Here is a 25,610-nt window from a genome sequence, read left to right as displayed (position 1 = left end):
TCAGTCGATGTAACCGAGCGCCGCGTCGATACGGCCCAGTTCCGGCCCGGAGGTGTCCGAGCCACAGACGTAGCCGTGGTCGTTGGCGAGCAACCCGGAGCCGACGAGCGGACCACCGTAGTTGATGGTCCCGATGTCGGCCGGCACGTCGAGGATGTCCTCGAGGGCGTCGAGTTCGCCGTCCGTGGCCTTCGGATGACAGAGCACGCCCTTGTTGGTGGCGACAGCGGCGGTCCCGACGGTCGTGACACCGGCGATGACGCCGCGTTCGACGGGTACGTCCAGCCCATCCTTGACCGCTTGCACGGCATCCCGAGAGAGGTCGGGGTGGACGTACGCGCCGTAGTCGTTACAGCAGACGACGTTGCCGGCGGCGTTGATCCGGCCGGGCATTCTGGTGATGGGCACGTCGACGACATCCTGAATCCGTTCGATTTCGGTCTCACGGACGCGTTCGGAGACGACCAGCCCGTTCTCGTTGCCGGTCGCGAGCGCGCCGACGGTCCCGGAGCGGCCGACGGTCGTCGGCACGGCCGGCACATCAAGTTCGTCGCTCAGGTCGTCGAGCAGCGATTCGTCTAAGTCTGGGCGAACCAGCACGCAGTCGTCGGTCGCACGGGCGAACACACCCACGTACGACGACCCGGAGAAAGCCGCGCGGAGCAACGTTACTCTGCGGTCTCTGCTTCGACGATGGCTTCGCCCTCTTCCTCGAAGCGGGCGGCGCGAACACGGATCTTGCTCGGCGTGTTGGCGCGGCCGCGGGCCCAGGCCGCCTCGTTGATCGAGGGGTCGAGGCGGACGGCGTCCTCGTCGACAGAGAAGTGCTTGGCGAGGTGCTCGCGGATGAGGATCATCGCCTTGTCTGCGCGCTTGTGGTTCGGTTCGGCTCGCGCGTCTCGGAGCGGGACGGTGACGACACGCTCCTCGAAGTCACTGGCGCTCATTATTCGTCAGTGTCGTTGCGCCGCCAGTGGCGTCGTTTGTGGTTGCGCTGGACCTCGCGGTCCGTCTTGAGCATGACCCAGGCCGGGACTCGACTGTTCTGGTTGTCGAGTTTGGCCAGTCGCTTCTTCGTAGCCTTCGATTTCTTACCCATGGTATGGTGCTTGTTCCGCGCCGTGGTTTAAATTCCTTCCTTTTCGAGCCGGTCGCGGCCCGTTATCAGCGGCTATAACTGCGGACGTAGAACTAAGTAGTCCGTGGCCCTGATTATCAATGGATGAAGCGCCGGAGATTCCTCCAGACAATGGGTGTCAGTGCGACAGCCGTCGGCTCTGGTTGCATGGGTGGAGGCGGTGAGGTCGTCGTCAGCGTGCAACAGGACGTCAGAGTCAACCCGCACGAGGCGTGGATCAAGGAGGAGATCCCTGACGTGTCTGACCCCGGCGGTGAGCTACGGTATATCGTCAAAGCGGACATCCCGTTCAACGTGTACTTTTTTACTGACCGCGAGCAGTTCGAGCAGTACGACACGTTCATCAAGGGTCGGGAGCCCGACGAGACACCGCCGGGGAACCCCAAGTTCAGCCAGACAGCGGTCCAGCCGGCGGGGTCGGATATTTATCAGGCGTCCACGGACGACGGCGGCGCACGGGAGTCACTGGACGAACCCGGGCCGTACTTCTTCGCCGTCGACCACTCGAACTACCGGATGGAAACACGCGTCGATGACTACGACGATCCGTTGAAGGCCTTCGTCGACCTCACCGTCATCCGAAGCAAACTGCCCTTCTAAACGAACGCCAGCGGTACCATCGCCAGCACCCCGACGGCGACGCCGGCAGTTAGTTCGCGTTTACCGCCACCCGGCAAGCCGTCGCCGTACTCCAGCGCTTCGGGGACGAACTCCGTGAGCACGAGATACACCATCGCCCCAGCGGCGAAGCCGAAGCCGAACGGGAGAAATGCCTTCGCCAGCGTGACGAAGTAGTACGCGATAACGGCCCCGACCGGCTGTGGCAGCGAGGAGAACACCGCCCACCAGACCATCTTCCACTCGCTGACACCCAGCGAACGGAGCGGGATGGCGATAGCAGTCCCCTCAGGGACGTTGTGGATGGAGATGGCGACAGTCATGAACACAGCCAGCAGCGGGACAGAGACGCCGAGGATACCCACAGCGGATTCGGGCGTGGCCGACTCCAGCCCGAGTTCCGCGAAGGAGACGCCGACGGCGACGCCCTCTGGGAAGCTATGGACAGTCAGAATGCCCAGAATCAGCAGAAGCTTCTTGAAGTCGGCCCGCTCGAACTGCTCGGGTGACTGGTCGAAGTCATCCAGAAGTTCGTGGGCAACGACGACGAGCAGGACGCCAGCGAGAATGCCGGGAATCATCAGCAGCGGCGACCCGTATGCCAGCCCCTCCCGGACGAGTCCGAAGAGCGATGCGGCGACCATGATTCCCGAGGCCAGCCCCCACAGCAGGACGTTCCATCTGTCGGAGAACTCATCAACGAGAAAGAACGGGATCGCACCGAGGCCGGTGGCAAGCGCCGTAAGCAACCCCGCAACGAACACGAAAGCAACGTTCTCAACGGCGACCATATCGGTCCTACGCCGCTCGGACCGATAAAAATTGTCACTAACCTGATTGTTTTGGTCGGCCTAAACAGTCTGCTGGCACGCTGTAAATAGGTTCTCAAGCGGCTAATTGACGCCCCTCACTCGGTTATAGGCCAGTGCTACGATAGTCCCGACGCCACAACACGCATTCTAACAGATATATGACAACAAATGCACGCCAACAGTGTCCGTGTAGAACACGCACCGACAGCAACCCCGCTGGCCGAGACGGCACACACTCATAATGACACTGACTCGACGGTCCGGTACGTCGGGCCGTCAGGTCCCAGCTCACTCTCTTTCAGCCGGATTTCCTCGACACGCAGGCGACCGACATCCGGGTCCTCGTTCTTGACGGTGTCCTGTACCGTCTCTTTGCCGCCGGCGTGGTCCATCCTGGCGATGGTTGCGTGCGCCGTGAACTCGTGGTCCTCCGGGTCGAACCCCATCGCGACGGTCCGGGCCTCGACGGCTTCGTGCAACGCGGTCAGTTCCGCGCCACCCTGTCCGTCGCGGACACCGACCCAGACGACACTGATGTAGGACAGCGCCGGGAACACGCCGAGACCGCCGAACTCGGCTTCGAACGGCTCGACGCCGCTGTCTTCGACCGCCCCTTCGAGAGCAGTGACGATGTCGTCAACGCGGTCCGGGTCGGTGTCGCCGAGGAACTTCAGCGTGATGTGGGCCTGTGCGGGGTCGGTCAGCCGAAGCCCAGAGACGCCGTCGAAGCGTTCCTGTACGCTCTCGATAGCGTCTTCGAGCCCGTCCAGATCGACGCTGACGAACAGGCGGTTGGCCATAGCTAGCGGTTCCGGTCGTGTCCGCAAGAAAGCTACGACGGGGTCAGTGACTGCTGTGATCTGGGGCTGTATGCCACCGCCAGAGACTATGTCCGAGTCCCAGAGCGACCATTGCGACCGCGACGCCGAAGAGAGCGGGGATGGCGGTGTCGGGAAGGAGACCGAGAGATAGCCGGACGAGAATGGCCGCCACAATCAGGAGGGCTACACGCGCTCGTGCCCGGGGCGTCTCTGCCGGACTGGATACCCAGCGCCCGAACGCCGGTAGCTGCGCGTAGTAGCGTCCGACGAGAACCGCCAGAACGACCGTTCCTGCAACGCCCGCTCCAGCGGCGGACAGCGACAGCGAGGTCTGGTTTGAGGTGAGAGCAGCCCAGCTAACGACTGCGAACACACCCCCGAAGAAGACGAGCAACGCGTCTACTGCCAGTGGGTCCCGCATATCCGGGAATCCGACCGCAGGACACCTAAATCTTCACGAGCCGTGGACGTAGCCCTTAACCGGATTGGCCGTCAATCAGGAGGCATGACAGACCACGACGACGACCACGCCTTCTCCGAGGGCCAGGGGTTCGACGACCCCTACGAAGGGTTCGATCTCGAACCGCCGGAGTTTGAGGTGGACCCGGACAAGGTCGACCCCGTCGACTCGCGTGTCGTCACCGACCTGCTGGACCAGCGGAACGTCTCCTCTGACGCCGTCGACCCAGAGCAACTGCTCGATGTCGGCCTGGAGTACATGCACATCAACCGCCACGAACAGGCCGCCGAGACGTTCGAGCGCGTCGCCCAGTACACGGACGACGACCGGCTCAAACAGGAGGCCTGGACGAACAAGGGCGCAGCCCACGCGGAACTCGAAGAGTGGGATGCCGCCATCGGCGCGTACAAGGAAGCACTCAACTTCGACGAGGAGTCCGACCACGCCGCCACAGCGGAGACGAACCTCGCGTACGCGCTCTGGAAGTCCGGCCGCTCCGAGCAGGCACTCGAACACGCCGAGCGCGCCGTCGAAATCGACCCGCGCTTCGGCGAGGGCTGGTACAACCGCGGCTTCTTCCTGCTGGAACGCGGCCTGGCCGACGAGGCCATCGACGCGTTCGATAACGCGGTCCGCCTCGGCTTCCGCAACGCCGACGTGCTCGAAGAAAAGGCCCGCGCCCTCGAAGAGGTCGGCGAGTTCGACCGCGCCGAGGAACTGGCCGAGGAGGTCGACGAGATGCGCGAGGAGGCCGAACAGCAGTTGCTTGAATGATACTCAACGAACGCGACACCGACGAGGGGTTGCTCGTCTCCGTCTGTGACCCTGACATCATGGGCGAAACGTTCGAGAACGGCCCCGTATCGCTCACGGTCAACGAGGAGTTCTACGGCGGCGAAACGGCTACCGAAGACGAAATCGTCGACAGTCTCGCACGCTGTTCGGTCGCCAACATCGTCGGCGACGACGCCGTCACCGTCGCCGTCGAACACGGCTTCGTCGACGAGGAGAACGTCCTCGACCTCGGCGAGACACGCCACGCGCAACTGCTCTGGATGTAGCTGGGGCGCTCCCGCAAGCCTGACCCCGACAGTCTTTGCGCTCCCCCATCGAGAGGGACACGTATGTATTCCCGAGACCACGCCATCGTCTCCGCGGCCGTCGGGGCCGTCGGCGTTGCTGTCCTGCCGCTCCCCCTCCCCTGGTGGGCCGCCGTCGGCTACGCGGTCGTCGTCGGCGTCGCCATCGACTTCGACCACTTCGCCGTGGCCAGACTGGAGACCGGCGACTGGGCCGCCCTCCGCCGTTGTCTCCGGAACCCCGAGATAGTGGTGCTCGACCAGGACGAAATATTCGGCCCACAGGACCTCTGGCCGCTCCAGCGGCTCCTCAGCCATCACCTCGTCGGCGGCGTGGTCGTGGTCGGCCTCTGTCTCGTCTCCGAGCCGCTGTCGCTGTTTACCGCCCTCGTCCTGTACGCCCACGTCCTCGGAGACCTCGTCTGGGACAACTACCTGCTTGATACCTACCGGGAACAGCACATGATGGCTGCTGAGTCTGACTCCGAGTAGGTCCATATGTTCCCGCTATCGATAGCGGACGACAGCCAGTGTACAGGGTGCCCCGAAAGAAGCCTCATCAGTCTAATAACGCCTCATTACCGGTTTTTTAGAGAGTAGAGCACCTCTTAGGCGGTACACAACATATCCCGAAATGTCTGACTAGCGAGAGATTGCGGACTTTGCTCACCACGCCTGTGTGCCGTGGTATTATTACACATTCATTCGCGGAAAGTAGCCGTTTTCAGGCTGGTTACGCCGAAAGATCTGGTTAACAAAGTATCGTATCACGCAAGGGGGGACCATGATCTGGTGGAGGACAGCTGACGGCCAAACATGAATCTGCCGTCGGTCCCGAAAATCAGTCGCAAGTCCGTTCCGAGAGACGTTGTTATCGCCTGTGTCGGAATAGTTGCCACAGTACTGCTCGCGCCACTGGTGCTGTTCACAACAGAGATATTTGTTCTCATAGTCCCGTTATGTGGTGGGGTTGCTGGCCTGACATATCTGGCGGGGTGGCTACGAACCGACGAAGCACGCACGCACACGACAGCGTTCGTGGGAAAGAACGCGGTACGGGTCGTAGAGACGGCTGTCATCGTTGGAATTGGATCCCTGGCGTTGCTTGGGGCTCTCCAGAACGGCCGGACGATTCAGTTCCATCTCGTGAGCGGCGTCATTGGCACGGCAATCATTGCGCAGATCGTTTTCGCTGAGACATCGGCATTGCGCCCCCGGGTCGTGCTCGCAGAACTGCTCGGGCTCCTGCTCGTGATCCAGTACACCGCCCTGCTGACCACTCCAGGATTCATTGGCGTCGACACATGGGTTCACGTAACCCAGTTCATCGCGGACATACAGTCCGCCGGAACAACCGCTGCTATCTCCGAGTCGAAGTACTCGGTGGCGCCGGTGTATCACATACTCGTCGTCAGCGGTGCGGCGCTGTTCGGATCCAGTCTCCGGACAGCCATGTTTGCGAGCGTCGCACTCGTCATTCCGATGACGCCACTACTAGTATACAGTACAGCCCGGTATATGCTGGCAGTACGGGGCTCGCTTCTCGCTGCAGCGTTGTTCACGATGAGCGATTATATGTTGCGCTGGAGTATCGACGTTATCCCGAACAGTCTTGGGCTCGTTTATTTCGCCGCCGTCCTGTTCGGACTAACGAAGCTGTTCTACACCGACACCCGACGCCCACTGTATGCGCTTACGCTGTACTGCTGTCTGTCGGTCGTGCTGGTCCATCAGGTGTCGACGTTCATCGTGCTTACACTGCTTGGTGCCGGTGTCGTCGCCAAGTTCGTCACAGACCATACGGACTATCTCAGTGGCGTCGCGGACCGCGTCCCCTCGGAGATTCCAACGGTAAACACGATTGGACTGTTCGGTACGACGACGGTACTGGCAATGGGGTTCTGGTCGGTTACGCCCTATGGAGACCAGTCATTCATCGGCCGGATGATTGTACTGCTCAGCAGCGACCTCTCAGGTGCCGGCTTCCTCAACCTGCGCAGCAGTAACGCCGCCAGTGAAAAACTGCCCGCCTCAATCGTGCAAGATGTCCCCACTGCAGTGACTCTCGTTGACGCAATGGGGTTCTCGATCCTGCTGTGTCTGCTAGTGCTGGGACTACTGGTGTTGCTTCAGCGACACCGCCTCACCCAACTCTCCGCGATATTTGTTGTCGGCGCGGGGATTATGCTTGTATTCACACTGGGGCTCCCATTGTTTGGCATCAACGTCTTCATTCCGGATCGATGGTTCGCGTTCCTCTATGTCCTGATGGCAATCGTTGGCGTATTTGGCCTGCGATACGTCACACAACAGTTTGGGACCCGTACTGTCGTCGCCTGTATGCTGATTCTCGCGCTTGTGTTCCCCGGGTCAGTCTTCGTCTCACGTAAGGCGACGCTCGAGAACCCTGCCTTTGAGGAAGCATACCCGCGGTACTCACACACGGAATCTGAGCTGGCCGCGGTGGAATCGATCTCAGCGCTCCGGCCACAGGATCGGAGTACAGTCGTGACCGATCACCCTTACCGGATGGTGTTTCCACTCTGGCAAAACCAGTCGTCGCGGCCGTTAGAGTACGACACCGATAGCGGTGGCTTTGAGAGCAGAGACCGGGTGTACCGGCGCTATCAGTCCACTGGGTCGCCAATCATCACTGCTAACGGTCGGTTCAAAAAAGTACAGCTTGACAGGGAACTCGTCTGTCCGTCCGATTCGGCCGTAGTTTATAACAATGGGGCGGTCCAGTACTGCCGTACTTTCGAGGTGTCAGGGTAGCTACCGATGATTCACTCACTGTGTAACCGGCTGCTACACCGGACGGGGCCGTACGCCGATTTGCTACTCGTCGCCAGCTATACGACCGTGGTGGCTTCGGTGTTGCAGTCTCCGGGATGGCTGGGACCGACGGCACGGATCCCCGTTGCCCTGCCAGTGTTGCTGTTCGCGCCGGGATATGCTCTGGTCACTGCGATCTTCCCGAGCTTGACTGTCGAATCAGTCACAAGCGATAGCCGAGCCCCGCCTACGCGACCTCGTAACCGACTAAACGGGCTTGTCCCGGTCGAACGTGTGACACTCGCAGTTGTCGCAAGCGCATCGGGACTCCCGATGGTGTTGTACGGCCTCTCGATGGTGACTCGGATTCGCCTCTCACTGATCTGTGCTGTCGCCGCTACCGTGACAGTTGGGTGCTGTGCCGTCGCTGTGGGCCGGCGGACTGTTACAGGCTGGGAGCCGCCGGTGGACGGCGGGATTGGACGCGAAGTGCTCGGCATCGAGTCACGTATCGACGTGTTACCGGTTTTGGCCGCCGTCGTTGCAGTGGTACTGGTCACCGTCGCTGGCGTAGTGGTTCTCGATGGAAACGGAGCAACGGCGAACGCCGAACTCGCAATCGGAACTGAGAACGCTGCAGGAAATGTGACCATCGAAGGCTACCAGGGCGTCTATTTCCCGGGTGATACGGGTAACTACACAGTCCAAATCGAACACCACGGCGATACGTCCCAAGAGTACACGTACGTTGTCGGATTTGAGCGCCAGTCGGGGAACGGCTCCGGTTCCTGGTCAGTCAGGCAGCGGACGTCTGTTACCGCTCGACCGTCGATCCCGGTAACGGACGACGTGAGCGTGCAACTCGATGGACCGTCGGGCAACGGCACCGTCGTCGTGCTCCTGTATGAGGGACAAGCCCCGGAAACACCCACGCGGGACAATGCACTCAGAGTGGTGTCTGTCCCTGTCGAGGTACGATTACCATGACCCCATCCGCGTATAGCCTCGGACTCTCGACAGCTAATTCGAGTATAAATTACTGGCCATCGCTTGCAGGAATACTAGATCTTATGCACCGATGGATACTGGCCCACGAGGGACCCAGTTCTGAAACTGCAACGTCGACGAGAGACAGCCGATGAGTGAACGAGTCCTGTTCAGCGTCAATCATCCCGCACAGGTCCATCTTTTCAAATATGCCGCCCGGGAGCTCGAAGCAGAGGGCTTCGAGACGCTCGTGGCTGCTCGCGAGAAGGAGATGACGGTTGACCTGCTCTCGGCCGAGGGACTGGACTACGTCACACTTACCACCGAAAGCGACGGGCTAGTGGAGCTGACAGCCGAGCTTGCGAAGCGAGAGCGGCGGCTCTACAACTTGGCCCGTGAGTTTGATCCCTCCGTAATCGTCGCGCGGTTGGCCCCGCCAGCGGTCCACGTCGCCACTGCGCTTGGCTGTCGGAACCTTGTGTACATGGACACAGTCCTTCGCCCGCGGACGGTTCGGCTGCTGTATCACGGACTCACGCTCCCATTCGTCGACGATATCTGTTCGCCACCGGGGATGGACTTTCACGTTCCCTTTGGACAGTCACACACGGTCGGGTTCCAGGAGCTAGCGTACCTCCACCCCGACCGGTTCAAGCCGGACCCAGAGCGTCTACGAGCCCACGGTGTCAACCCAGATGCGACCTACACCGTGGTCAGACTGGCGGGCTGGGATGCGTACCACGATATCGGTGAAAAGGGACTCGACACGGACGCCAGGTCACAGCTCGTTGAGCAGCTATGTGATCGGGGCGAGGTGTATATTACCTGTGAGGGGGACTTGCCGACAGAGTACGACCGGCATCAGCTCGCTGTCCCGCCGCATCTGGTCCATGACCTCCTCTACTTTGCCGACCTCTATATCGGTGATTCACAGACGATGCCAACTGAGGCTGCCCTGCTGGGGACACCAGCTATCCGAATAAATTCCGTCGTCGGAGACAACGATATGCACAATTTCCTCGAACTGGAGGAGCGGGAGCTGTTGTACTCGTATACAGATGGGACAGCGGCCATCGACCGGGCCGACTCTCTGCTGTCTGACGACGACGCGGAGCGCTGGGAGCGCGAACGTAAGCGGCTCCTGGCACAGCAGCGTGACGTAACGGAGCACATGGTCGAGCTTATCCGAACTGGTGGTAACGATTGAACCGATACAGGCACCGTCTATCCCGTCGGTATGCATCGGTTTCAATCGCGGTACGCCTTGCTATAGCTAGATAATCCCCTGCTAACAAATGGATACCAGCGCAGTCCACGAGGTACTGGTGTTGCTATATGGAAGTTAGAACGGCCGTCCTGAAGTTATTCTCCGGAAATATCGCACTCGCGATCATCGAGTTTGCAGCGGTTGCCGGGTTCACTCGAGCCATGGGCACTGGGGCTATCGGGTCGTTCTTTCTTTTTCAGGCAGTCATTGGGATGCTCAATATCCCCGCTGATCTGGGCATCTCGAAGGCGGTTGAAAAACAGCTTTCGGCTGCTGCCCCGATGGGCGAGGTTCTCGGGACGGCACTCGTCGTCAAGACACTGCTGGTGCTGCCGTGGCTGGCCGGTCTAGTGGCATTTGCCTCCTATGTTGAGCAGTATATCGGCATTCCGGGCGTTGTACCCATTCTGGTCACCGGCCTCGTCATCAGACAGGTCCGAGAGCTTTCGCTGCGCCTGCTCGCGGGGGAATTCCAGGTTGAGCGTAACGCAGCGGTGAAAGTATTCGGGAAGCTGACCTGGGTTGGAACGGGTGCCGTTTTCGTGGTAAATGGAATGGGTGCAAGTGGCCTCGTTCTCGGGTTCGTGCTGGGCGACCTCGCGGCCGCGCTCGGAGCCATGGCACGGCTCGATATCAGAGTGGGCTGGCCTCGACTGGACCGGGCGCACGCACTCGTTGGATTCGGGCGGTACCTGTTCGTCGGGAGTGTCAGCGGAATCGTCTACGAGTGGATCGACGTGGCGATCCTCCGTCTGTTCGTCCCGGTATCACTGGTCGGTGTGTACGAAATCGCCTGGCGGGTTGCCGCTGTCGCGCTGCTGTTGACCAACGCTATCCGCACATCGTTGTTCCCACAGATCTCAAGATGGCACGACCGGGACCGGTTTGAACGCATTGAAGACGCCTTCCGAACCTGGGTTCAGCTGTCGCTGTACGCGACTATTCCAGCGTTCGCCGGTGCAGTCGTCCTTGGCCCCGATCTTTTGACTACTATCTTCGGAAGCGCGGCTGCCGCGGGCTATCCTGTGCTGGTTGTGTTTATGCTAGAGAAGATCCTCCGGTCAGTACAGCTTGTTATCGGTCCGGCACTGTACGCAATGGATGCGCCGCAACTGGGCTACCGGGGCAGTGTCGTCGCTATCAGTGCGAACGTTGTTCTTAATCTCGCGCTCATTCCGTCTTTCGGTATCCGTGGAGCAGCGGTCGCAACGACTCTGAGCGCGGCGGCGGCCGCCGTGGTGTCAATCTATTACGTGCGGCAGTTCGTCCGCATTCCACTCCCCCGTAAACGAATCGTTTGGAGCGCTATCGCGGCGACACTGATGGCTGGTACGGTTGCGCTGGTGATTCGTCCCTTCGATCCCGGCTGGCTTCGTCTCAGCGTTGGCCTCGGAGTCGGCGTGTTGAGTTACGCCGGGCTGTTGTTGGCTAACTCCGGTATCCGAATCCAGTTGCGGCAGGCTATGGGGTCGCTTGGTTGGGCGTAGTTGGGAACAGCGCTACGGCGTGTTTGTCGACAACAGTGTCCCAGTCATGCGCCTCAGCAGTTTCTCTGGCCGTGCGCTCGATTTGACCGGCAAGAGCCGGGTCATCGAGACACTGCTCGATCGCCGAGCAAAGCCCCGTTGCTGTTCCATCGTACAGGAGCCCATTGTCTCCGTCCGTAATCAGGCGCTGGTGTGGCGGAATATCTGTTGCCATGACGACTGCGCCGGCTGCCATGTATTCGAGCAGTTTCGCCGGGTAACTGATTCGATACGACTCGATATCCTCTAGCGGAGAAATGGCCACGTCAGTCCGGGTCAACAGCCCTGGGACGTCACTGTGGGGCACTCGTCCGTACCAGACGATCTGGTCAGCCACTCCCAACTTCGCAGCCTTTGCCTGCATTGCATCGATGTAACCGGATTGGCCATCACCCGCGATATGGAACTCAAACGTCTCGCCACACTCTGCGAGCGCTTCAATAACGTGTGGGAGCCCCCTGGCTGCGCCGAGCGATCCAACGTATGTCACGGTCAGTGGTCTAGAGAAGGAGTCACCAGTCTGTCGTCCGTCAGCGGGCTCGAACGTCTCAGTATCAACGCCCATTCCGATGACTGTCGCCGACGAGAGGTCCAGCCCGTACTCCTGTTCGGTGACTTGACGGATCCCCTCAGTCAAACAGGTGACCTGATCACACCGCTGCAAAGCCACTTTGACTGCGGCGGCGTACCCTGCCCAGATCATGACGGAGAGGCGCTCCGCGGGCGACATATCTGCCTGTCTAGACATGACAAAGTCACGCTTCTGTCGGACCGGAACCACCTGAAGACCAGCGACAAAGCGCGAGTCACCAGCAATAGCGCCAACCCATGCCTGAACGAGGGTTCTCTGGAAGCCATAGGTGGCATCGAACCGATGCCGAGCCCCGAGTACGGTCGCGTACAGTGTGGCGATGATGAAGAACGCTATCGTCGAAAAGAGGCGGGTATTGCCGGTTCGGATCGGATGGTAAACGACTGACGTGTTACCAGTACCGCCTGCATCGTGGTCTTTGTCGGCGCTACAGATGACATGAACAGTGTGTGTAGCTGCAAGCTTTGTCGAGATGTAGTGTGGGACAGTCGCGCTGAACGGTGACCTAACATCGCGGTGATGAATCAATAGGAGAGAGCGACGCTGTGCCATCGGCTCAGGGGTTACAGACCCACCGGTACGGGTCGAGTGCCTCGTGTGATTGTTCCTGCTATCATTTGCACCGAAAGTCTACGGTTACGGTCATAAGTAAAGGGGAGTTATGCGCACACAACCCGGAGACCGCACGGGAAGGCAGCGAGAGCCACCCGACCTATCGATGGTAAGGGGTGTATTATATAATACCTCAGACGGCTACAGGCAGCAATGAATGGAGGTCAGCGGACGCGGCGGAGATTTATTAAGGGGATCGCCGCTACGGCCTTGACAGTCGGTATTAGCTACCCCGGGACTGTCACGACCCAGTCGCGATTCGACACTGTCGTCAACGCCATTGCAGCGGGTGCAGACCCCGATGGGTCGGAACGGATCGACAACGTCCTCGAGGGGTACATCGATGATGATACACTCATCGAGTTCCCCGCGGGAAGGTACCGTCTTGGCTCCCTCGACGTCGGCCCTGTTCGTAACTTGGGTCTACGAGCGAAGCCCGAGGCGCAGGTCTTGTTTGAGCCCGCGACACCAGCCAGCGATCAGCGCTCACTCATTACGTTCGAGGGTATCGAAGACCTTCTTTTAAAAGGACTGACATTTGACTTTTCACGGCCGGGATTCGGAAACACCCTGAGGGTGATTGCTAATGGTGACTTTCTGGCTCAGGACCTCAGAATCCGTGGTCAATTGCCGGATCAGGACCGGACGACACCACATGTCGGGTTCCGGTTTGACGTGCGCGACCCGGATTCGACAGGGGTTGTGAGAGATGTCTCTGCCCCCGACGGTGGACATCAAGGGGGGAACGGTGTTGGTGTCTTCGTCGGTAAAAACCACGCCGGGACACTTCGGTTCGAGAACTGCACTGTCGCTAACTTCCCCAATAACGGACTCTACGCCTCCGCACCGGGCCGAAGCAGTCGGAACTATACGGGTCGGGACGGCGTTGTGCACGTCAGAGGGGGTCTGTACGCAAATAACAACATCGCTAACGTTCGGCTGGGATCAACCGGATCGACGGCTTACGGAGTCACGGTTCGCGTCGATTCGGTACCACCGTACCCGTCACTGGAGAAGCTAAACGTCCGCGGCATCAGGCTACGTGCCCAGTCCGGGCAGTTCATCAGCGACTGTGATATCACTATCACTAGTGACGCAGGCCCCGGATTCGGTGCTATCGTCTATCACCCCGACCACGACTCTGCAACCCTTCGCAACACGACGATCCACGTCGACAAAGACGAGTACAATGCGGTCAGGGCCATCAGTGGGGACAGTGGCGGCACCGGGGCACCACTTACTCTCCAGAACGTTAGTGTGACTGGCGACGCAGCCGGCGGTGCTGCCGTTGTTATCGCTGATCGAGACAGAACAGTACTGCGGGACTGCGTAATCAAGCAGTCGGGAGCGGGGCGCGATGGAGTTAGGTTCACCAGTGCAGACGAGTGCCTAATAACCGACTCAACCATTCAGGTTCCCGGCGAGCCGCTGTCTCTTATCGACTCATCCGTGCGGAAGGTTCGGCTTACTGTCTGAATCTGTTCCTGCCAACTGAATCGTAACTGGTAGTTACTTGGCCTCGAAAGATGCGGTAGTCGTAATTACGCTTTATTCCATTATTAGTAATGTACTCCTGAATGGTCGAAAAGGATTACATACTACCCCACAGTTATGATGGGGCCAGTTCTAGTGCGGACTCCACCAAAGAGGGACGGTCACTACTGACACGAAGGCAGCTACTGGGAGGCATACTGGCTGCAAGTACAGTACCGATGATTCCGAATGGACTTGGAATGCCATCTTCTCGTACTCTCGAAATAATTTCAACGGATCAGCAAAGCGAGACTGGCTCCCTTGACGTGCGCTACGAGTTCACTACAACAGGCGAGATCGTCCCGGTAAATGACGGCGAGAACGCAGCAGAGGCCAACGATAGCGTGGCGAAAAACGACGACGAAACGTGGACTGCAATTGGGCGGACAGGCAATGGATTCGGCGATAGCTACGAGATCAACGGTATCGTTACCGGTTTCAATGCCAGTGGGAACTACGAAATCCGGCTGGACGGAGCGGTAGTGACAGTCTCGGAGGTAGTTGCGCCTGCTGACCACGTCGTTGAGATACAGACCACGGAAGACCCTTCTGAACTCGATTACGAACTGACGACGACGGGTGAGCCGATTCCGTGTACTGGTGATACGGAAAACGCCGCTGACGACAATGACAGCATCGTCCGTAACGACGACGACACCTGGACGATCGACGGATATACTGGTAACGGCTACGGCGACCAGTACTACTTTTCCGGCGAGATTGTCGACTTCGGGCCCGTTGAGCCGTTCGCTGCGGTATACGTTGATGGGAAGCAGATCGACCTCTCGCCGTTTGAGCGGTCTCCAGATCCGGCTACAGAGATCGGCGGTGGCAGCGGGTATGCCAACACGGTTCCTGAGTCAGATGCCAACTACGTAGTCGAGACACTCTCCGAGTTGCTTACTGCACTGGATGCTGCCGGCCGCGGCGATACTGTCTACGTTGCTGGCGACGCTACCATTGATGCCTCACCAGTTACCGGAAGTGACCGGCTAACTGTGCCTACCGGAGTAACCCTCGCTTCTAACCGTGGTATCGACGGCGCGTCGGGTGGCCAGATCTCCACTGGCGTCATCGATTATGAACACCTCATGGGCCTGAGCGAGGATGTCCGATTGACCGGACTCCGGATCAGTGGACCCGAAACCGGATATCGCGAGTACGGTACCCCGGTATCCAGTGGCGTCACCGTTGAGGGAGCAGGCTGTGAAATCGACAACACCGAGCTATGGGGTTTCAACCACGCAGCACTCAAACTCCGAACGTCGACACATATCCATCACTGCCATATCCACGACAACCCCATGGGCGGACTGGGCTACGGTATCCAATGTTTAGACGGGGACAATACGCTTATAGAGTACAACAGATTCAACTTTAATCGCCATTCTGTTGCGAGTGGGACCGGGGAGGCCGGATACGAGGTCCGATACAATCACTTTGGCGGCACCGAAACACCATCCTACCAGGTCGGAACACATCAGCCGGGTGGAACGACGCTGCTGATCCATCATAACACCTTCACGCCCCTCCGACACGTTGGTCAACATCCTGAGGAACCGGGAACGCACGTCAGCATCCGTGGCGTCCCCGAAGACCGTGGTGAGATCCACCACAACTGGTTTTACAACCCAAAGCAGCCATCGGCGGGTCGGGGTAACGAAGCAGTCATCCAGCCACATGTCGAATCATTAACAAACCTTCATTTCGGGAACAACCACTACGGACAGAACATTCCTGACGGCGATGTGGGGTGTCCACGGCGCTAAAAAGTACTCTAAGGAGAACGTTACTAACACCCTAGATTCTGAAGACACCCAATCGATGGGGACCGTCGTCATTTCGCTGGACGCCGAACTCGCATGGGGGTTTGTCGATTTCCCGGTCTTACCGGAGCGACGACTCGCGCGCGCCCGAGAAATGTGGCTAGAGTTGTTGGACCTGTTTGAAAAGTATGATCTTCCCGCCACTTGGGCGGTCGTTGGCCACTTGTTCCTTGAAGACTGTGATGGTCGACACCCGAACCACCCGCTCAATGCGGCGTGGTTTGACAGAGAACGGCCCTCAGAGCATGAGGAACTGTGGTGCGCGCCGGATCTCATTGACACAGTTGCCGACGCGACAGTCGACCACGAAATCGCTTGTCATTCCTTTTCGCACGTTAATTTCCAGTCTAGCAGGGCCTCGAAGTCTGTTGCGGCGGCCGAATTGGGGCGGTGTCACAAGCTCGCCGACCGTTGCGGAATTGAGTTGTCCAGTTTCGTGTTCCCACGTAACCGTGTTGCACATCGCGATGTCCTTGCGAGATCGGGTTTTCGTTGTTACCGTGGGCGGCAGCCACCGTGCTGGCACACCGACAATCGATTGACGCCACTGGTTCGGGCCGTCAGTGGCTCGCCGCTAGGAATTACGCCGCCCATTGTCCATCCTCGTGTCGACGAGCATGGACTCGTTGAGATCCCGGCGTCGCTGTTACTGTTTTGCTTCGAAGGATGGGCTCGCCAGATAACAGAGACACTGTGGGCTGACCCCGTTGTCAAAATGGTCCAGCGAGGGGTCGATCAGGTCGACGGTGGTGATGGAATCTTCCACCTCTGGCTTCATCCAAACAATCTCATCAACGACGCGGGGATCAAGCGGATGGAGTCGGTATTATCATATATCAATCAAAAGCGTGGGCCGGGTCTCGCGGTCCGGACCATGGAGACAGTCGCACAGCGGACTGTCGGCTCGGCCCCGCAGCAGACCTGGTAAGGATATCCTTCTACCGATAATGAACTTATAATTAACTGAGAGTCAGCCATCGCCACACTATCTGTGGAGTTAGCAGAGAGATATGATACTATACATATGTGCTAGGCGATCGAGCGAGGCCTTGGTGGGGCCAGTTGACTGTCTCAGCCTGATGGGTGAGGATGTATAGAGGGCACACTGTTGGTGTGGTTGTCCCAGCGTACAACGAAGCAGGACTTGTCGGTACTGTCATCGATACAATTCCGGAATACGTCGACCGGATTTACGCTATCGACGACTGCTCGATGGACGACACATGGACAGAAATTCAGGCACACGCAAGACTGGACCAGGCGGATGCCCCATCCAATCCGGAGCAATCCGTGCAAACAGATGGTGGGTTTGAACAGCGAGTCTGCCCGATACGCCACGAAACCAATCGCGGCGTCGGTGGCGCGATCAAAACAGGCTACCGCCATGCGTTGCGGGACCACATTGACGTAACTGCCGTGATGGGCGGTGATGGGCAGATGGACCCGAGTATTCTCGACTCATTCCTCGATCCCATCATCGACGGCGAGGCGGACTACACGAAGGGTAACCGTCTCCACAGACCGGCGTATCGTGAATCGATGCCCCGTGCCCGGCTTGTCGGCAATGCGATCCTCACAGCGTTGACAAGGGTCGCGTCGGGCTATTGGAGGATAACAGACCCCCAGAACGGGTATACAGCCATATCACGGCAGGCGCTGTTGGCGATCGACCTTGACGAGATGTACGAGTACTACGGGTACTGCAACGATCTGCTTGTGGAACTCAGCGTCAGTGAGATGCGGGTTGCAGATGTTCCGATGCCAGCGAAGTACGATGAAGCCGAGTCGAGTATTCGCTACCGGGAGTACATTCCAAAGGTCTCGTGGCTGTTGGTGCGGAACTTCTGTTCACGACTGGATCGAGCATACGTCCGAGAGGGAGTCTACCCGCTCGTACTGTGTTACGTCGCTGGTTTCAGTGCGATCTGCGTCGGACTGGTCGCCGGCGTACTGGGGCTGGCACAAGACACTGGACTTACAGCGGCGGCGCTCGCAAACCTGTTTGGCGTCCTCGTCTTTTCGCTCGGAGTGGTCCTCGACCACCGGAAGAGTTCTGGGACAGAGGTGGATGTGCGTGACTGAGTGTCTCTGGCAGGACCCAGCGACCACTCCTGCCACAAAGAGGGAGTAAATCCCGATGGACGTTCTTCAGCTTGTGACAACCCGGCGGCCGTTTTTTCACAAGCAAGTCGAAGCGCTGGAGCGTCACGGCATCAACTGTACGGTTCTGGAGGTGCCCGGTGGCGACGAAGCTACTCGGTCACCGATGGCGTATCTCCGGTTCTACACGGAATCGCTCAGTGCCGCCCCGTGGCAATACGACCTCGTCCACGCTAACTATGGATTGACTGCGCCGATGGCACTGGCACAGCCGACCCGTCCGGTCGTCCTGTCGTTATGGGGATCGGACATTTTCGGCCAGTACGACCGGCTGAGTCGCCAGTGTGCCACGCTCGCTGACGAAGTCGTCGTAATGTCTTCGGCCATGGCTGATGCGCTTGGAGAAGCGTGTCATGTGATCCCTCATGCCGTCGATTTCGAGCAGTTCGAGCCAGTCCCGACCGAAACTGCCAAAGAGACGTTGGGCTGGGATGACAGCAGGTATCATGTGCTGTTTCCTTACGACCCCGACCGTGCCGAAAAGGACCATCCCCGAGCCGTCCGTGTCATAGATGCGGTCAACGAGCGTCTCGACACGCCGGTCTCGCTTGAGGTCGTCCATGGGGTCGCCCACGACCGGGTCCCGACATACATGAACGCCGCAGATGCGCTCATACTGACCTCGACCCACGAGGGGTCACCGAACGCGGTCAAAGAGGCGCTGGCGTGTAATACACCAGTGGTCTCGGTAAATGTCGGTGACGTCGCGAGTCTGATCGATGGGGCCGCTCGGTCTGCCGTCTGCGCGGACGACGAAGAACTCACGACGGCACTTACAGCGACCCTCCAGTCGTCAGAGGCTGTCCACGGACGGGCTGCTGTCGAGCCGCTACGTCTGAATCGGATGGCAGAGCGTCTGACCGCAGTATACCGATCAGCTATCGACCGGAGGTGTGCATGACTGCTCACGAGACGACGATCCACAGTACAGTTAGAGCCGTCAACGCGAACCAGTGGAACAATCTCGTCACACAGTCGGACCTCGGAACGGTGTTCCACCGGTACGAATGGCTCCGGGCAGTCGAAGCAGGTCTGGATCGGCCGGCCTATCATGCGGTCGTGACGAAAGGATCGAACCCGGTTGCCGTGCTTCCGACCGTCCTGGTACCGGTTGCAACCCCCGACCCAGCGGATCTACCGGGCCCCGATCGGGTTGTGGAAGCGACGGCTTGCCACCTGCCAACTGAGCGTCTAGTGTCGCTCCATCCCGGCACTGGCGGTCCAGTAATCGCCACAGACCACGAGGCGTGTCTCGATGCGATGCTGTCGGCACTCATAACAGCAGCGCCACGGCAGGCGCTTTCGCACAAAATCCGGACGGGGAGCCAGGCACAGAACAGATACAGTAAGTATCTCATCGGTCAGGGGTATGAATCGACGGTCACTTCCTGCCGACTCGTACTTGACCTCACGCCCGGGTGGGACCGTATCGAGTCCGGAATGGACCGGACACGACGGACGGAACTACGCAACGACGCAGTCACCGTCGAACGGACTGACTTCGATGGCTCGATGCTGGCCTCGATCCATGCTGACTACGTCCAGAACATGGAGCGAATCGGAGCGGATAGCTTTCCAATGGCCTTCTTTGAGGCGCTTGCCGAACACATGGACGAACGAGTCGAGGTGTTTACTGCTCGCCGCGAGGGCGATACCCTCGGCCGACACATCTGCATCGTAGATGAGGAGCAGTCAGCCCTCAGATACTACTTTTCGGCAGTTCCGGAGACGTCAGCCTACGAATACGGGACATCGGAACAGCTCCATGGCGCGGCCATTCAGTGGGCCATTGACGCTGGCTTCGAGAGCTACGACTTCGGCACGACAGGTGCGGACTTCAGAGACGGATTGTTTTCGTACAAGTCACAGTACGGACCAGCGGTCCGCCCGATCGTCCAGTGGGACAGAGGGCTTTCGGCGGTCGCCTGGCGTGCGTTCAAATTCGGGCGCCGGCTCTATCGCGGACAGAACTACTGAGATGACAATTGGAACCAAACCACGACAATGAGTATCGAGATTGAGTGCGTCGGGACAGACCGACATGAAGAGTGGGATAGCGCTCTTGAACATTCGCCACACGCTACTGTCTTTCACCGGTGTGCGGCTCTAGAGCAACTGGCAGCCGAGTCAGGGACGGAACTCCACCGGCTGATGGGGTTCAAGGGACAGGAACCGATCGGTGTCTTGCCGATCTTCGAGCTTCGCAAGGGGCCGTTCAGTGCTGTTTTTTCCCCGCCACCGAACCTCTGGATTCCCCGACTTGGTCCGGCGTTCGTCGTTCGAGGGGACCCCAAACAACGCAAGCGGGAGCGACGTCGGCAGGGATTCATCGATGCGGCATTCGAGTATATCGAAGACACGATTGATCCGAAGTACCTCCGAGTGCGGTCGCCAACCGGGCTCGATGACGTCCGGCAATTCAAGTGGAATGACTGTACAGTTCGGCCGGAGTATACGTATGTCACCGACCTCTCTGGTGGAAAAGACGCCGTTCGAGACCGGTTTACCAGCGAGGCGCGTCGGCGGCTCCGTATCGGGCAGGAGTCGGAGTCCGAGTACACGATCTCTGAGGAAGGACTCGACGCGACTGAGACGGTGATGCACCACGTTGAAAGCCGGTACAACGAGCAGGGCGAGCCGTTCCCCGTTCCCACTGGGTTCCCCGGGCGGCTCTACGAAGCGCTTCAACCGGGGCAAATCCGCCCCTACGTTCTCCGAGTGGATGGCGATGTCGTCGGCGGGCACATTTATTACGACGACGGAGACACAATTTCGGGCTGGCTCGGGAACGTCAAGCCCCCCGATCATGTGGACCTCCCGGTCAATGAGTTGCTCATCTGGCGAGGGATTACTGATGCGATCGAGCGGGGGCGAACAGCCTATGAACTGGTGGGTGCAGGTGACCCCCGTCTAAACAGGTATAAACTCCATTTCGGGCCCGAGCTAACCGGATTCTACTCTATGGAGCGGAGCGGAGCCGGTATCGATTCACTACTGCAACTGTATCGGTGGTTTGTACAGTACTCCTGATTTTACAGGTACTGTGCATATAATTATTCGTTGAAAAGAATAACTTACTGATAGGTATGGTAGTATTATATAGAATATATACTTTATAATAAAACCTGTATAGTAAAAATAGCCGCTTGGACATGCCTTCTAACCATAGGGCTTGTTGGTGGTATGGAGAGCAGTACTCGGCCAGTAACACGCTGGTTCCTTTCCTGCTGAACAACGTATTTACGAGCAACAGGGTGAGCGGAGGTATCGAATTCTATGCAAGCTGAGGTGGGTGAGAGCGCAACTATTTCGCCACAGGCGACGGTGGGCTACGAGTACAATGACGATGTCTCACCGACAGTCCTCGGCACAGCGGCAACAGTACGTGCCGGGACAGTAATCTACTGTGACGTCGCCGTTGGAGCATCGTTTGTCACGGGACACAACGCACTGGTGCGGGAGCATACAACCATCAGTGACGATGTCGTACTCGGAACGAACGCTGTTATCGATGGGAAGACGGACATTGGCTCTCATGTTAGCCTTCAGACAGGGGTGTACGTCCCGTCTCAGACAACCATCGGGGACAACGTCTTCCTCGGCCCACATGCAGTCCTGACAAACGACAGATATCCAGTGCGTAGCGACGGTGGACTGGCGGGGCCAACTATTGAGGACGGAGTCACTGTCGGGGCGAACGCCACGGTGTTACCCGATGTGACCATCGGCGAGCACAGCTTTGTTGCTGCAGGGGCAGTCGTCACGACGGATGTTCCGCCGAATAGCTTGGCAGTCGGCGTCCCGGCCAGCCACGAACCACTACCGCCTGAACTAGATACACGAAACAGGCTAGAGCAATGATCAACCTTGCCACACCCGACATCGGGGATGCGGAGCGCGAGCGGGTGCAAGCAGTGCTCGATAGCGGACAGCTGGCGGATGGCCCGCAGGTGCGAAAGTTCGAAACCGAGTTCGCCACGCACTGTGGGGTGTCCCACGCCGTTGCTACCGCTAACGGGACCACAGCCCTCCACGCCGCGCTGAAAGGACTTGGCATCGGAAGTGGCGACCGTGTCCTGACGACGACGTTCTCGTTCATCGCGAGCGCGAACGCAGTTCGCCTCGCCGGGGCGGAGCCGATATTTGCCGACATCGCTCCGGCAACGTACACCTTAGACCCCGACAGCGTTGAACGGACTATTGCGGCCCACGATGGGGCCGTCGACGCTATCATCGCTGTTCATCTCTACGGATTACCTGCCGACATGACCAGATTGCGAAGGATCGCTGACGAGCATGACATCCCGCTGGTGGAGGACGCGGCACAGGCCCATGGAGCGGCCGTCAGCGGCGAGCCGGTCGGTAGTCTCGGCGATGTGGCCTGTTTCTCCTTTTATCCAACAAAGAACATGACTACTGGCGAGGGTGGGATGGTTGTCACCGACGATCCTGTGGTCGCGGGTCGGACCGAGCGGTTCGTCAACCACGGTCGTGGCGACGAGGGATACACCGACGTAGGGCATAATTTCCGGATGACGAGTATCGCCGCCGCTATCGGCCTGGCACAACTAGAATGCCTTCCAGAGTACGTCGCGACCCGGCGAGAGTACGCGACGATACTAACTGACGCACTCTCGGCAACTGACCTAACGACTCCTGTCGAACCGTCCGACCGCCGGCACGCCTACAATCAGTACACTGTTCGCTGTCGGGACCGAGATGGATTGATCGACCATCTCACCGCACACGATATCGGATGCGGTGTTTATTACCCGACCCCGATCAACGAACAAGAGGCGTACAGCGGTGTTACTGCCGACACGCCCGAAGCGAAGCGCGCAGCTGCGGAAGTATGCTCACTTCCGGTACATCCGGCGCTGGAGCAGCGTGAGATCGAGCGAGTTGGGGAGGTGGTCCAGACGTATGGGTGAGACGCTCGATGTCGGAGTTGTTGGCGTCGGAGCAATGGGTCGACACCACGCCCGTGTCTACAACGAACTGTCCGGTGCGACGCTGATCGGTGTGGCCGACGCCAACGCGGACCGAGCAAAGCAGATCGCTGACAAAAATGAGGTCCGGGCCTGTGACAGCGCGGACCTGTGCAAGCAAGCCGATGCGGTCTCAATCGCCGTCCCGACGCGGTACCACGCCGAGGTTGCTCGACAGTGTATTGACGCTGGGACTGGGATGTTGATCGAAAAGCCGTTGGTCGTGAAGACTGCGACCGGACGCGACCTCATCGACGCTGCGGATGCCGTGGACGTGACCCTTCAGGTAGGCCATATAGAGCGGTTCAACCCTGTGACAGAGGTCTTAGAGGAGATCCTCGCAGATATCGATGTTATTTCTGTGTCGGCCAAACGGCTAGGGCCGTCAGTCGATCGCACCGTTGAGGACTCGGCAGTCACCGACCTCATGATACACGACATCGATCTGATCTGTCATCTCCTGCCGTCCGCAGTATCAGATATTCAGGTCAGCGGCGCTGCACAGGGCCGATACGCGACAGCAACGTTAGAGTTCTCCTCCGGAGTCATCGGCTCACTGACGGCGAGCAGGGTCACAGAAAAGAAGATCCGCCAGTTCAAAATCACCGCGGATTCCTGTTACGTGACTGCTGACTTCATTGATCAGTCACTAGAAGTCCATCGCCAGTCAGTTCCGGAGTACGTTGCGACGGACAACGAGGTCCGGTACCGCCATGAGAGTATCGTCGAGAAGCCGGCAGTACGCACCGGGGAACCACTCAAACGCGAACTCGAGTCCTTCCTCGATGCTGTACAGACGAACAGCCAACCGCGTGTCACAGGTGAGGACGGGATCCGAGCCGTCGAGTTAGCACAGACAATTGACCGAAAAGCGTTCGACGCGGGGTCTTCGGAAAGGGAGTTCACCACCAATGCACAGACAGACTGAGTCAGTAGGTGGCGTTTACGGGAACGACGCCACTGCCGAGCAGGTTCAAACCGCGTTTGAAAACGGAACCCTTCCGGTGGCAGTGTACGGACTCGGCAAGATGGGGCTCCCTCTGGCTGCTGTGTTTGCCGACGTCTGTGGCGCTGTCATCGGTGTCGACATCGATCCGGCAGTCGTTGAAAGTGTCAATGCTGGCAACTGCCACGTCCAGCGCGAACCGGGACTGCCCGATTTAGTGGCAGACTGTGTCGCCGCCGGGGAACTTCGCGCGACGTCTGACCCGGCCGCTGCGGCGGCTGCAGCGACCGTTCACGTCGTCATCGTACCAACACCACTTACGGACACGTCTGAGCCCGATCTCTCCATGCTTGACGCTGCTATCGACGGGATTGCGGAGGGCGTCGCGCCCGGCGACCTCGTCCTCGTTGAGTGCACCGTTCCACCACGGACGACTGCTGACCGCGTCCGGCCCGGCATCGCTGCGGCAGCCGGCTTAGAGACCGATGCGTTCGGTGTCGCATTCTGTCCCGAGCGGACCGCGAGTGGACGCGCTATTCAGGACATCCGCGGCGCGTACCCGAAGGTCGTTGGCGGTGTCGACGATGAGAGCACCCGACTGGCAGAGTGCATCTACGCCAGTATCAACGACAGCGGTGTTATCGCTGTCGCCGACGCAACCACTGCCGAATGTGTCAAGCTGTTTGAAGGGTTGTACCGTGATGTCAACATCGCGCTGGCAAACGAGCTAGCGACGTTCACCGACGAGCTTGACGTCGACGTTCGGGCAGCAATCGAGGCTGCCAACACGCAACCGTTCTGTGACATCCACGATCCTGGACCCGGAGTTGGTGGCCACTGTATCCCGGTCTACCCCCACTTCCTCATCGAACCGTTTGACACCGAGGCGCCGTTGCTCGAAACCGCACGCGAGGTCAACGATTCGATGCCGGTGTTTACAGTCGAGACACTCCGCGAGGAACTGGCCGCCGACGGCGTGGAACTGGCCGCGGCCAGCGTCCTTGTGCTCGGGCTGACCTATCGACCCGGTGTGGAGGAAACGCAGACATCGCCGGCCCGTCCAATCGCAGAGAGGCTGTCAGCGGCCGGGGCCGACGTCGACGGGATCGACCCGCTTCTCGACGATACCGCCGAGTTCGACCTGGAGCAGCTACCACTTTCTCGGGCGTCAGAGCGGGACTACGACGCTATCGTCATGGTCACACCGCACGACGAGTTCGGGGCGCTAGACTGGGACTCGATAGGCCGACCAGCGGGCTCAGTCGTCATCGACGGACGGGACACACTGACCCTGTCTGACACCAGTCATCGCGTCTACACCGTCGGGCGCGGACCCGTAGAGTAGACGGAGATACGCCAGTCAGTTGTCCCGCCTGTCAGGAAACCCCGCCGGTTCGCGCTCCGGAACGCCACTAATCGTCAACGCGGCTGCGGTGGTGCTGAGCGCTCGTTTACTGGCCCGTCTGCAGG

Annotated in this window: 26 protein-coding genes and 1 pseudogene; 20 read left to right on the top strand and 7 right to left on the bottom strand. The window is 59.2% G+C overall.

The annotated features are described in order from the left end of the window. The 3 genes from ACNO8S_RS01225 to ACNO8S_RS01215 are packed head-to-tail and all read right to left on the bottom strand — an operon-like array spanning position 1 to position 1,099. A complete protein-coding gene (locus ACNO8S_RS01225) occupies positions 1-666 on the bottom strand; it encodes a translation initiation factor IF-6 (RefSeq protein WP_064287345.1) in 666 nt (221 codons plus the stop codon). Between the two features lie 2 nt (positions 667-668). Next, complete coding sequence (locus ACNO8S_RS01220) at positions 669-947, bottom strand: 50S ribosomal protein L31e (RefSeq protein WP_004518347.1); 279 nt, start codon at positions 945-947, stop codon at positions 669-671. Next, the gene (locus ACNO8S_RS01215) at positions 947-1,099 is read right to left on the bottom strand and encodes a 50S ribosomal protein L39e (RefSeq protein ID WP_004518346.1); all 153 of its coding nucleotides are present in this window, start codon (positions 1,097-1,099) and stop codon (positions 947-949) included. Before ACNO8S_RS01215 ends, ACNO8S_RS01220 begins: the two co-directional genes overlap by 1 nt. Before the next feature lie 186 nt (positions 1,100-1,285). On the opposite strand from ACNO8S_RS01215, the gene ACNO8S_RS01210 reads away from it, so the two are divergent. After that, the gene (locus ACNO8S_RS01210) at positions 1,286-1,738 is read left to right on the top strand and encodes a hypothetical protein (protein ID WP_129756201.1); all 453 of its coding nucleotides are present in this window, start codon (positions 1,286-1,288) and stop codon (positions 1,736-1,738) included. On the opposite strand, the gene ACNO8S_RS01205 is transcribed toward ACNO8S_RS01210, so the two are convergent. From ACNO8S_RS01205 to ACNO8S_RS01195, 3 genes are all read right to left on the bottom strand, one after another. Then, positions 1,735-2,547: a ZIP family metal transporter gene (locus tag ACNO8S_RS01205; protein WP_014039371.1), complete on the bottom strand. Its 813-nt coding sequence runs from the start codon at positions 2,545-2,547 to the stop codon at positions 1,735-1,737. The genes ACNO8S_RS01210 and ACNO8S_RS01205 overlap by 4 nt on opposite strands. 257 nt (positions 2,548-2,804) lie before the next feature. Further along, the gene (gene thpR / locus ACNO8S_RS01200; protein WP_151144590.1) at positions 2,805-3,368 is read right to left on the bottom strand and encodes an RNA 2',3'-cyclic phosphodiesterase; all 564 of its coding nucleotides are present in this window, start codon (positions 3,366-3,368) and stop codon (positions 2,805-2,807) included. A gap of 43 nt (positions 3,369-3,411) precedes the next feature. After that, the gene (locus ACNO8S_RS01195; RefSeq protein ID WP_023843107.1) at positions 3,412-3,810 is read right to left on the bottom strand and encodes a hypothetical protein; all 399 of its coding nucleotides are present in this window, start codon (positions 3,808-3,810) and stop codon (positions 3,412-3,414) included. An 84-nt stretch (positions 3,811-3,894) separates the two neighbouring features. Here ACNO8S_RS01195 and ACNO8S_RS01190 point away from each other — a divergent pair, with 84 nt between their 5' ends. From ACNO8S_RS01190 to ACNO8S_RS01160, 7 genes are all read left to right on the top strand, one after another. Further along, entirely contained in the window at positions 3,895-4,623 is a 729-nt protein-coding gene (locus ACNO8S_RS01190) for a tetratricopeptide repeat protein (RefSeq protein WP_014039369.1), read from the top strand. Beyond that, entirely contained in the window at positions 4,620-4,910 is a 291-nt protein-coding gene (locus ACNO8S_RS01185; RefSeq protein WP_151144593.1) for a DUF424 domain-containing protein, read from the top strand. Before ACNO8S_RS01190 ends, ACNO8S_RS01185 begins: the two co-directional genes overlap by 4 nt. Positions 4,911-4,973: 63 nt before the next feature. After that, positions 4,974-5,420, top strand: coding sequence for a hypothetical protein (locus ACNO8S_RS01180; RefSeq protein WP_420182356.1), 447 nt, complete (start codon positions 4,974-4,976; stop codon positions 5,418-5,420). Positions 5,421-5,966: 546 nt separating this feature from the next. Further along, a complete protein-coding gene (locus tag ACNO8S_RS01175) occupies positions 5,967-7,703 on the top strand; it encodes a hypothetical protein (protein ID WP_228841583.1) in 1,737 nt (578 codons plus the stop codon). Positions 7,704-7,709: 6 nt separating this feature from the next. Next, positions 7,710-8,690: a DUF1616 domain-containing protein gene (locus ACNO8S_RS01170; protein WP_225308064.1), complete on the top strand. Its 981-nt coding sequence runs from the start codon at positions 7,710-7,712 to the stop codon at positions 8,688-8,690. A 151-nt stretch (positions 8,691-8,841) separates the two neighbouring features. Next, positions 8,842-9,897 (top strand): DUF354 domain-containing protein, encoded by a 1,056-nt coding sequence (locus ACNO8S_RS01165; RefSeq protein WP_014039365.1) that lies wholly within the window; start codon positions 8,842-8,844, stop codon positions 9,895-9,897. Between the two features lie 128 nt (positions 9,898-10,025). Next, positions 10,026-11,444: an oligosaccharide flippase family protein gene (locus ACNO8S_RS01160; RefSeq protein WP_023843105.1), complete on the top strand. Its 1,419-nt coding sequence runs from the start codon at positions 10,026-10,028 to the stop codon at positions 11,442-11,444. On the opposite strand, the gene ACNO8S_RS01155 is transcribed toward ACNO8S_RS01160, so the two are convergent. Beyond that, a complete protein-coding gene (locus tag ACNO8S_RS01155; protein ID WP_420182355.1) occupies positions 11,419-12,627 on the bottom strand; it encodes a glycosyltransferase family 4 protein in 1,209 nt (402 codons plus the stop codon). The genes ACNO8S_RS01160 and ACNO8S_RS01155 overlap by 26 nt on opposite strands. A gap of 213 nt (positions 12,628-12,840) precedes the next feature. On the opposite strand from ACNO8S_RS01155, the gene ACNO8S_RS01150 reads away from it, so the two are divergent. From ACNO8S_RS01150 to ACNO8S_RS01095, 12 genes and pseudogenes are all read left to right on the top strand, one after another. Continuing rightward, entirely contained in the window at positions 12,841-14,163 is a 1,323-nt protein-coding gene (locus ACNO8S_RS01150) for a twin-arginine translocation signal domain-containing protein (protein WP_050037473.1), read from the top strand. A 101-nt stretch (positions 14,164-14,264) separates the two neighbouring features. Further along, the gene (locus ACNO8S_RS01145; RefSeq protein ID WP_233425843.1) at positions 14,265-15,989 is read left to right on the top strand and encodes a right-handed parallel beta-helix repeat-containing protein; all 1,725 of its coding nucleotides are present in this window, start codon (positions 14,265-14,267) and stop codon (positions 15,987-15,989) included. Next, positions 15,967-16,434: pseudogene (locus ACNO8S_RS01140) on the top strand (polysaccharide deacetylase family protein); the annotation flags it as partial. The gene ACNO8S_RS01145 and the pseudogene ACNO8S_RS01140, both read left to right, overlap by 23 nt. 327 nt (positions 16,435-16,761) lie before the next feature. Beyond that, complete coding sequence (locus tag ACNO8S_RS01135; RefSeq protein ID WP_420182799.1) at positions 16,762-16,974, top strand: hypothetical protein; 213 nt, start codon at positions 16,762-16,764, stop codon at positions 16,972-16,974. A gap of 161 nt (positions 16,975-17,135) precedes the next feature. Then, positions 17,136-18,128 (top strand): glycosyltransferase family 2 protein, encoded by a 993-nt coding sequence (locus tag ACNO8S_RS01130; protein WP_044951633.1) that lies wholly within the window; start codon positions 17,136-17,138, stop codon positions 18,126-18,128. 55 nt (positions 18,129-18,183) lie between these two features. Further along, a complete protein-coding gene (locus ACNO8S_RS01125; RefSeq protein WP_023843102.1) occupies positions 18,184-19,107 on the top strand; it encodes a glycosyltransferase in 924 nt (307 codons plus the stop codon). Beyond that, on the top strand, positions 19,104-20,183 hold the full coding sequence (locus tag ACNO8S_RS01120; RefSeq protein ID WP_014039357.1) for a GNAT family N-acetyltransferase: 1,080 nt from the start codon (positions 19,104-19,106) through the stop codon (positions 20,181-20,183). The genes ACNO8S_RS01125 and ACNO8S_RS01120 overlap by 4 nt, the downstream gene beginning before the upstream one ends. A gap of 27 nt (positions 20,184-20,210) precedes the next feature. Continuing rightward, the gene (locus ACNO8S_RS01115; RefSeq protein ID WP_014039356.1) at positions 20,211-21,236 is read left to right on the top strand and encodes a GNAT family N-acetyltransferase; all 1,026 of its coding nucleotides are present in this window, start codon (positions 20,211-20,213) and stop codon (positions 21,234-21,236) included. 246 nt (positions 21,237-21,482) lie between these two features. Then, positions 21,483-22,067, top strand: a complete 585-nt coding sequence (locus ACNO8S_RS01110; RefSeq protein ID WP_014039355.1) for an acyltransferase — start codon at positions 21,483-21,485, stop codon at positions 22,065-22,067. Continuing rightward, the gene (locus ACNO8S_RS01105) at positions 22,064-23,137 is read left to right on the top strand and encodes a DegT/DnrJ/EryC1/StrS family aminotransferase (RefSeq protein ID WP_014039354.1); all 1,074 of its coding nucleotides are present in this window, start codon (positions 22,064-22,066) and stop codon (positions 23,135-23,137) included. Before ACNO8S_RS01110 ends, ACNO8S_RS01105 begins: the two co-directional genes overlap by 4 nt. Continuing rightward, positions 23,130-24,122 carry a Gfo/Idh/MocA family protein gene (locus tag ACNO8S_RS01100; RefSeq protein WP_014039353.1) on the top strand — a complete coding sequence of 331 codons (993 nt, stop codon included), beginning with the start codon at positions 23,130-23,132 and terminating at the stop codon, positions 24,120-24,122. The genes ACNO8S_RS01105 and ACNO8S_RS01100 overlap by 8 nt, the downstream gene beginning before the upstream one ends. Beyond that, the gene (locus ACNO8S_RS01095) at positions 24,106-25,485 is read left to right on the top strand and encodes a nucleotide sugar dehydrogenase (RefSeq protein WP_050037470.1); all 1,380 of its coding nucleotides are present in this window, start codon (positions 24,106-24,108) and stop codon (positions 25,483-25,485) included. Before ACNO8S_RS01100 ends, ACNO8S_RS01095 begins: the two co-directional genes overlap by 17 nt. Positions 25,486-25,610: the final 125 nt, after the last annotated feature.

The organism is Haloarcula sp. KBTZ06, assembly GCF_048595605.1.
GTDB lineage: Archaea > Halobacteriota > Halobacteria > Halobacteriales > Haloarculaceae > Haloarcula > Haloarcula hispanica.
This window is presented reverse-complemented; position numbering and strand designations above follow the sequence as displayed.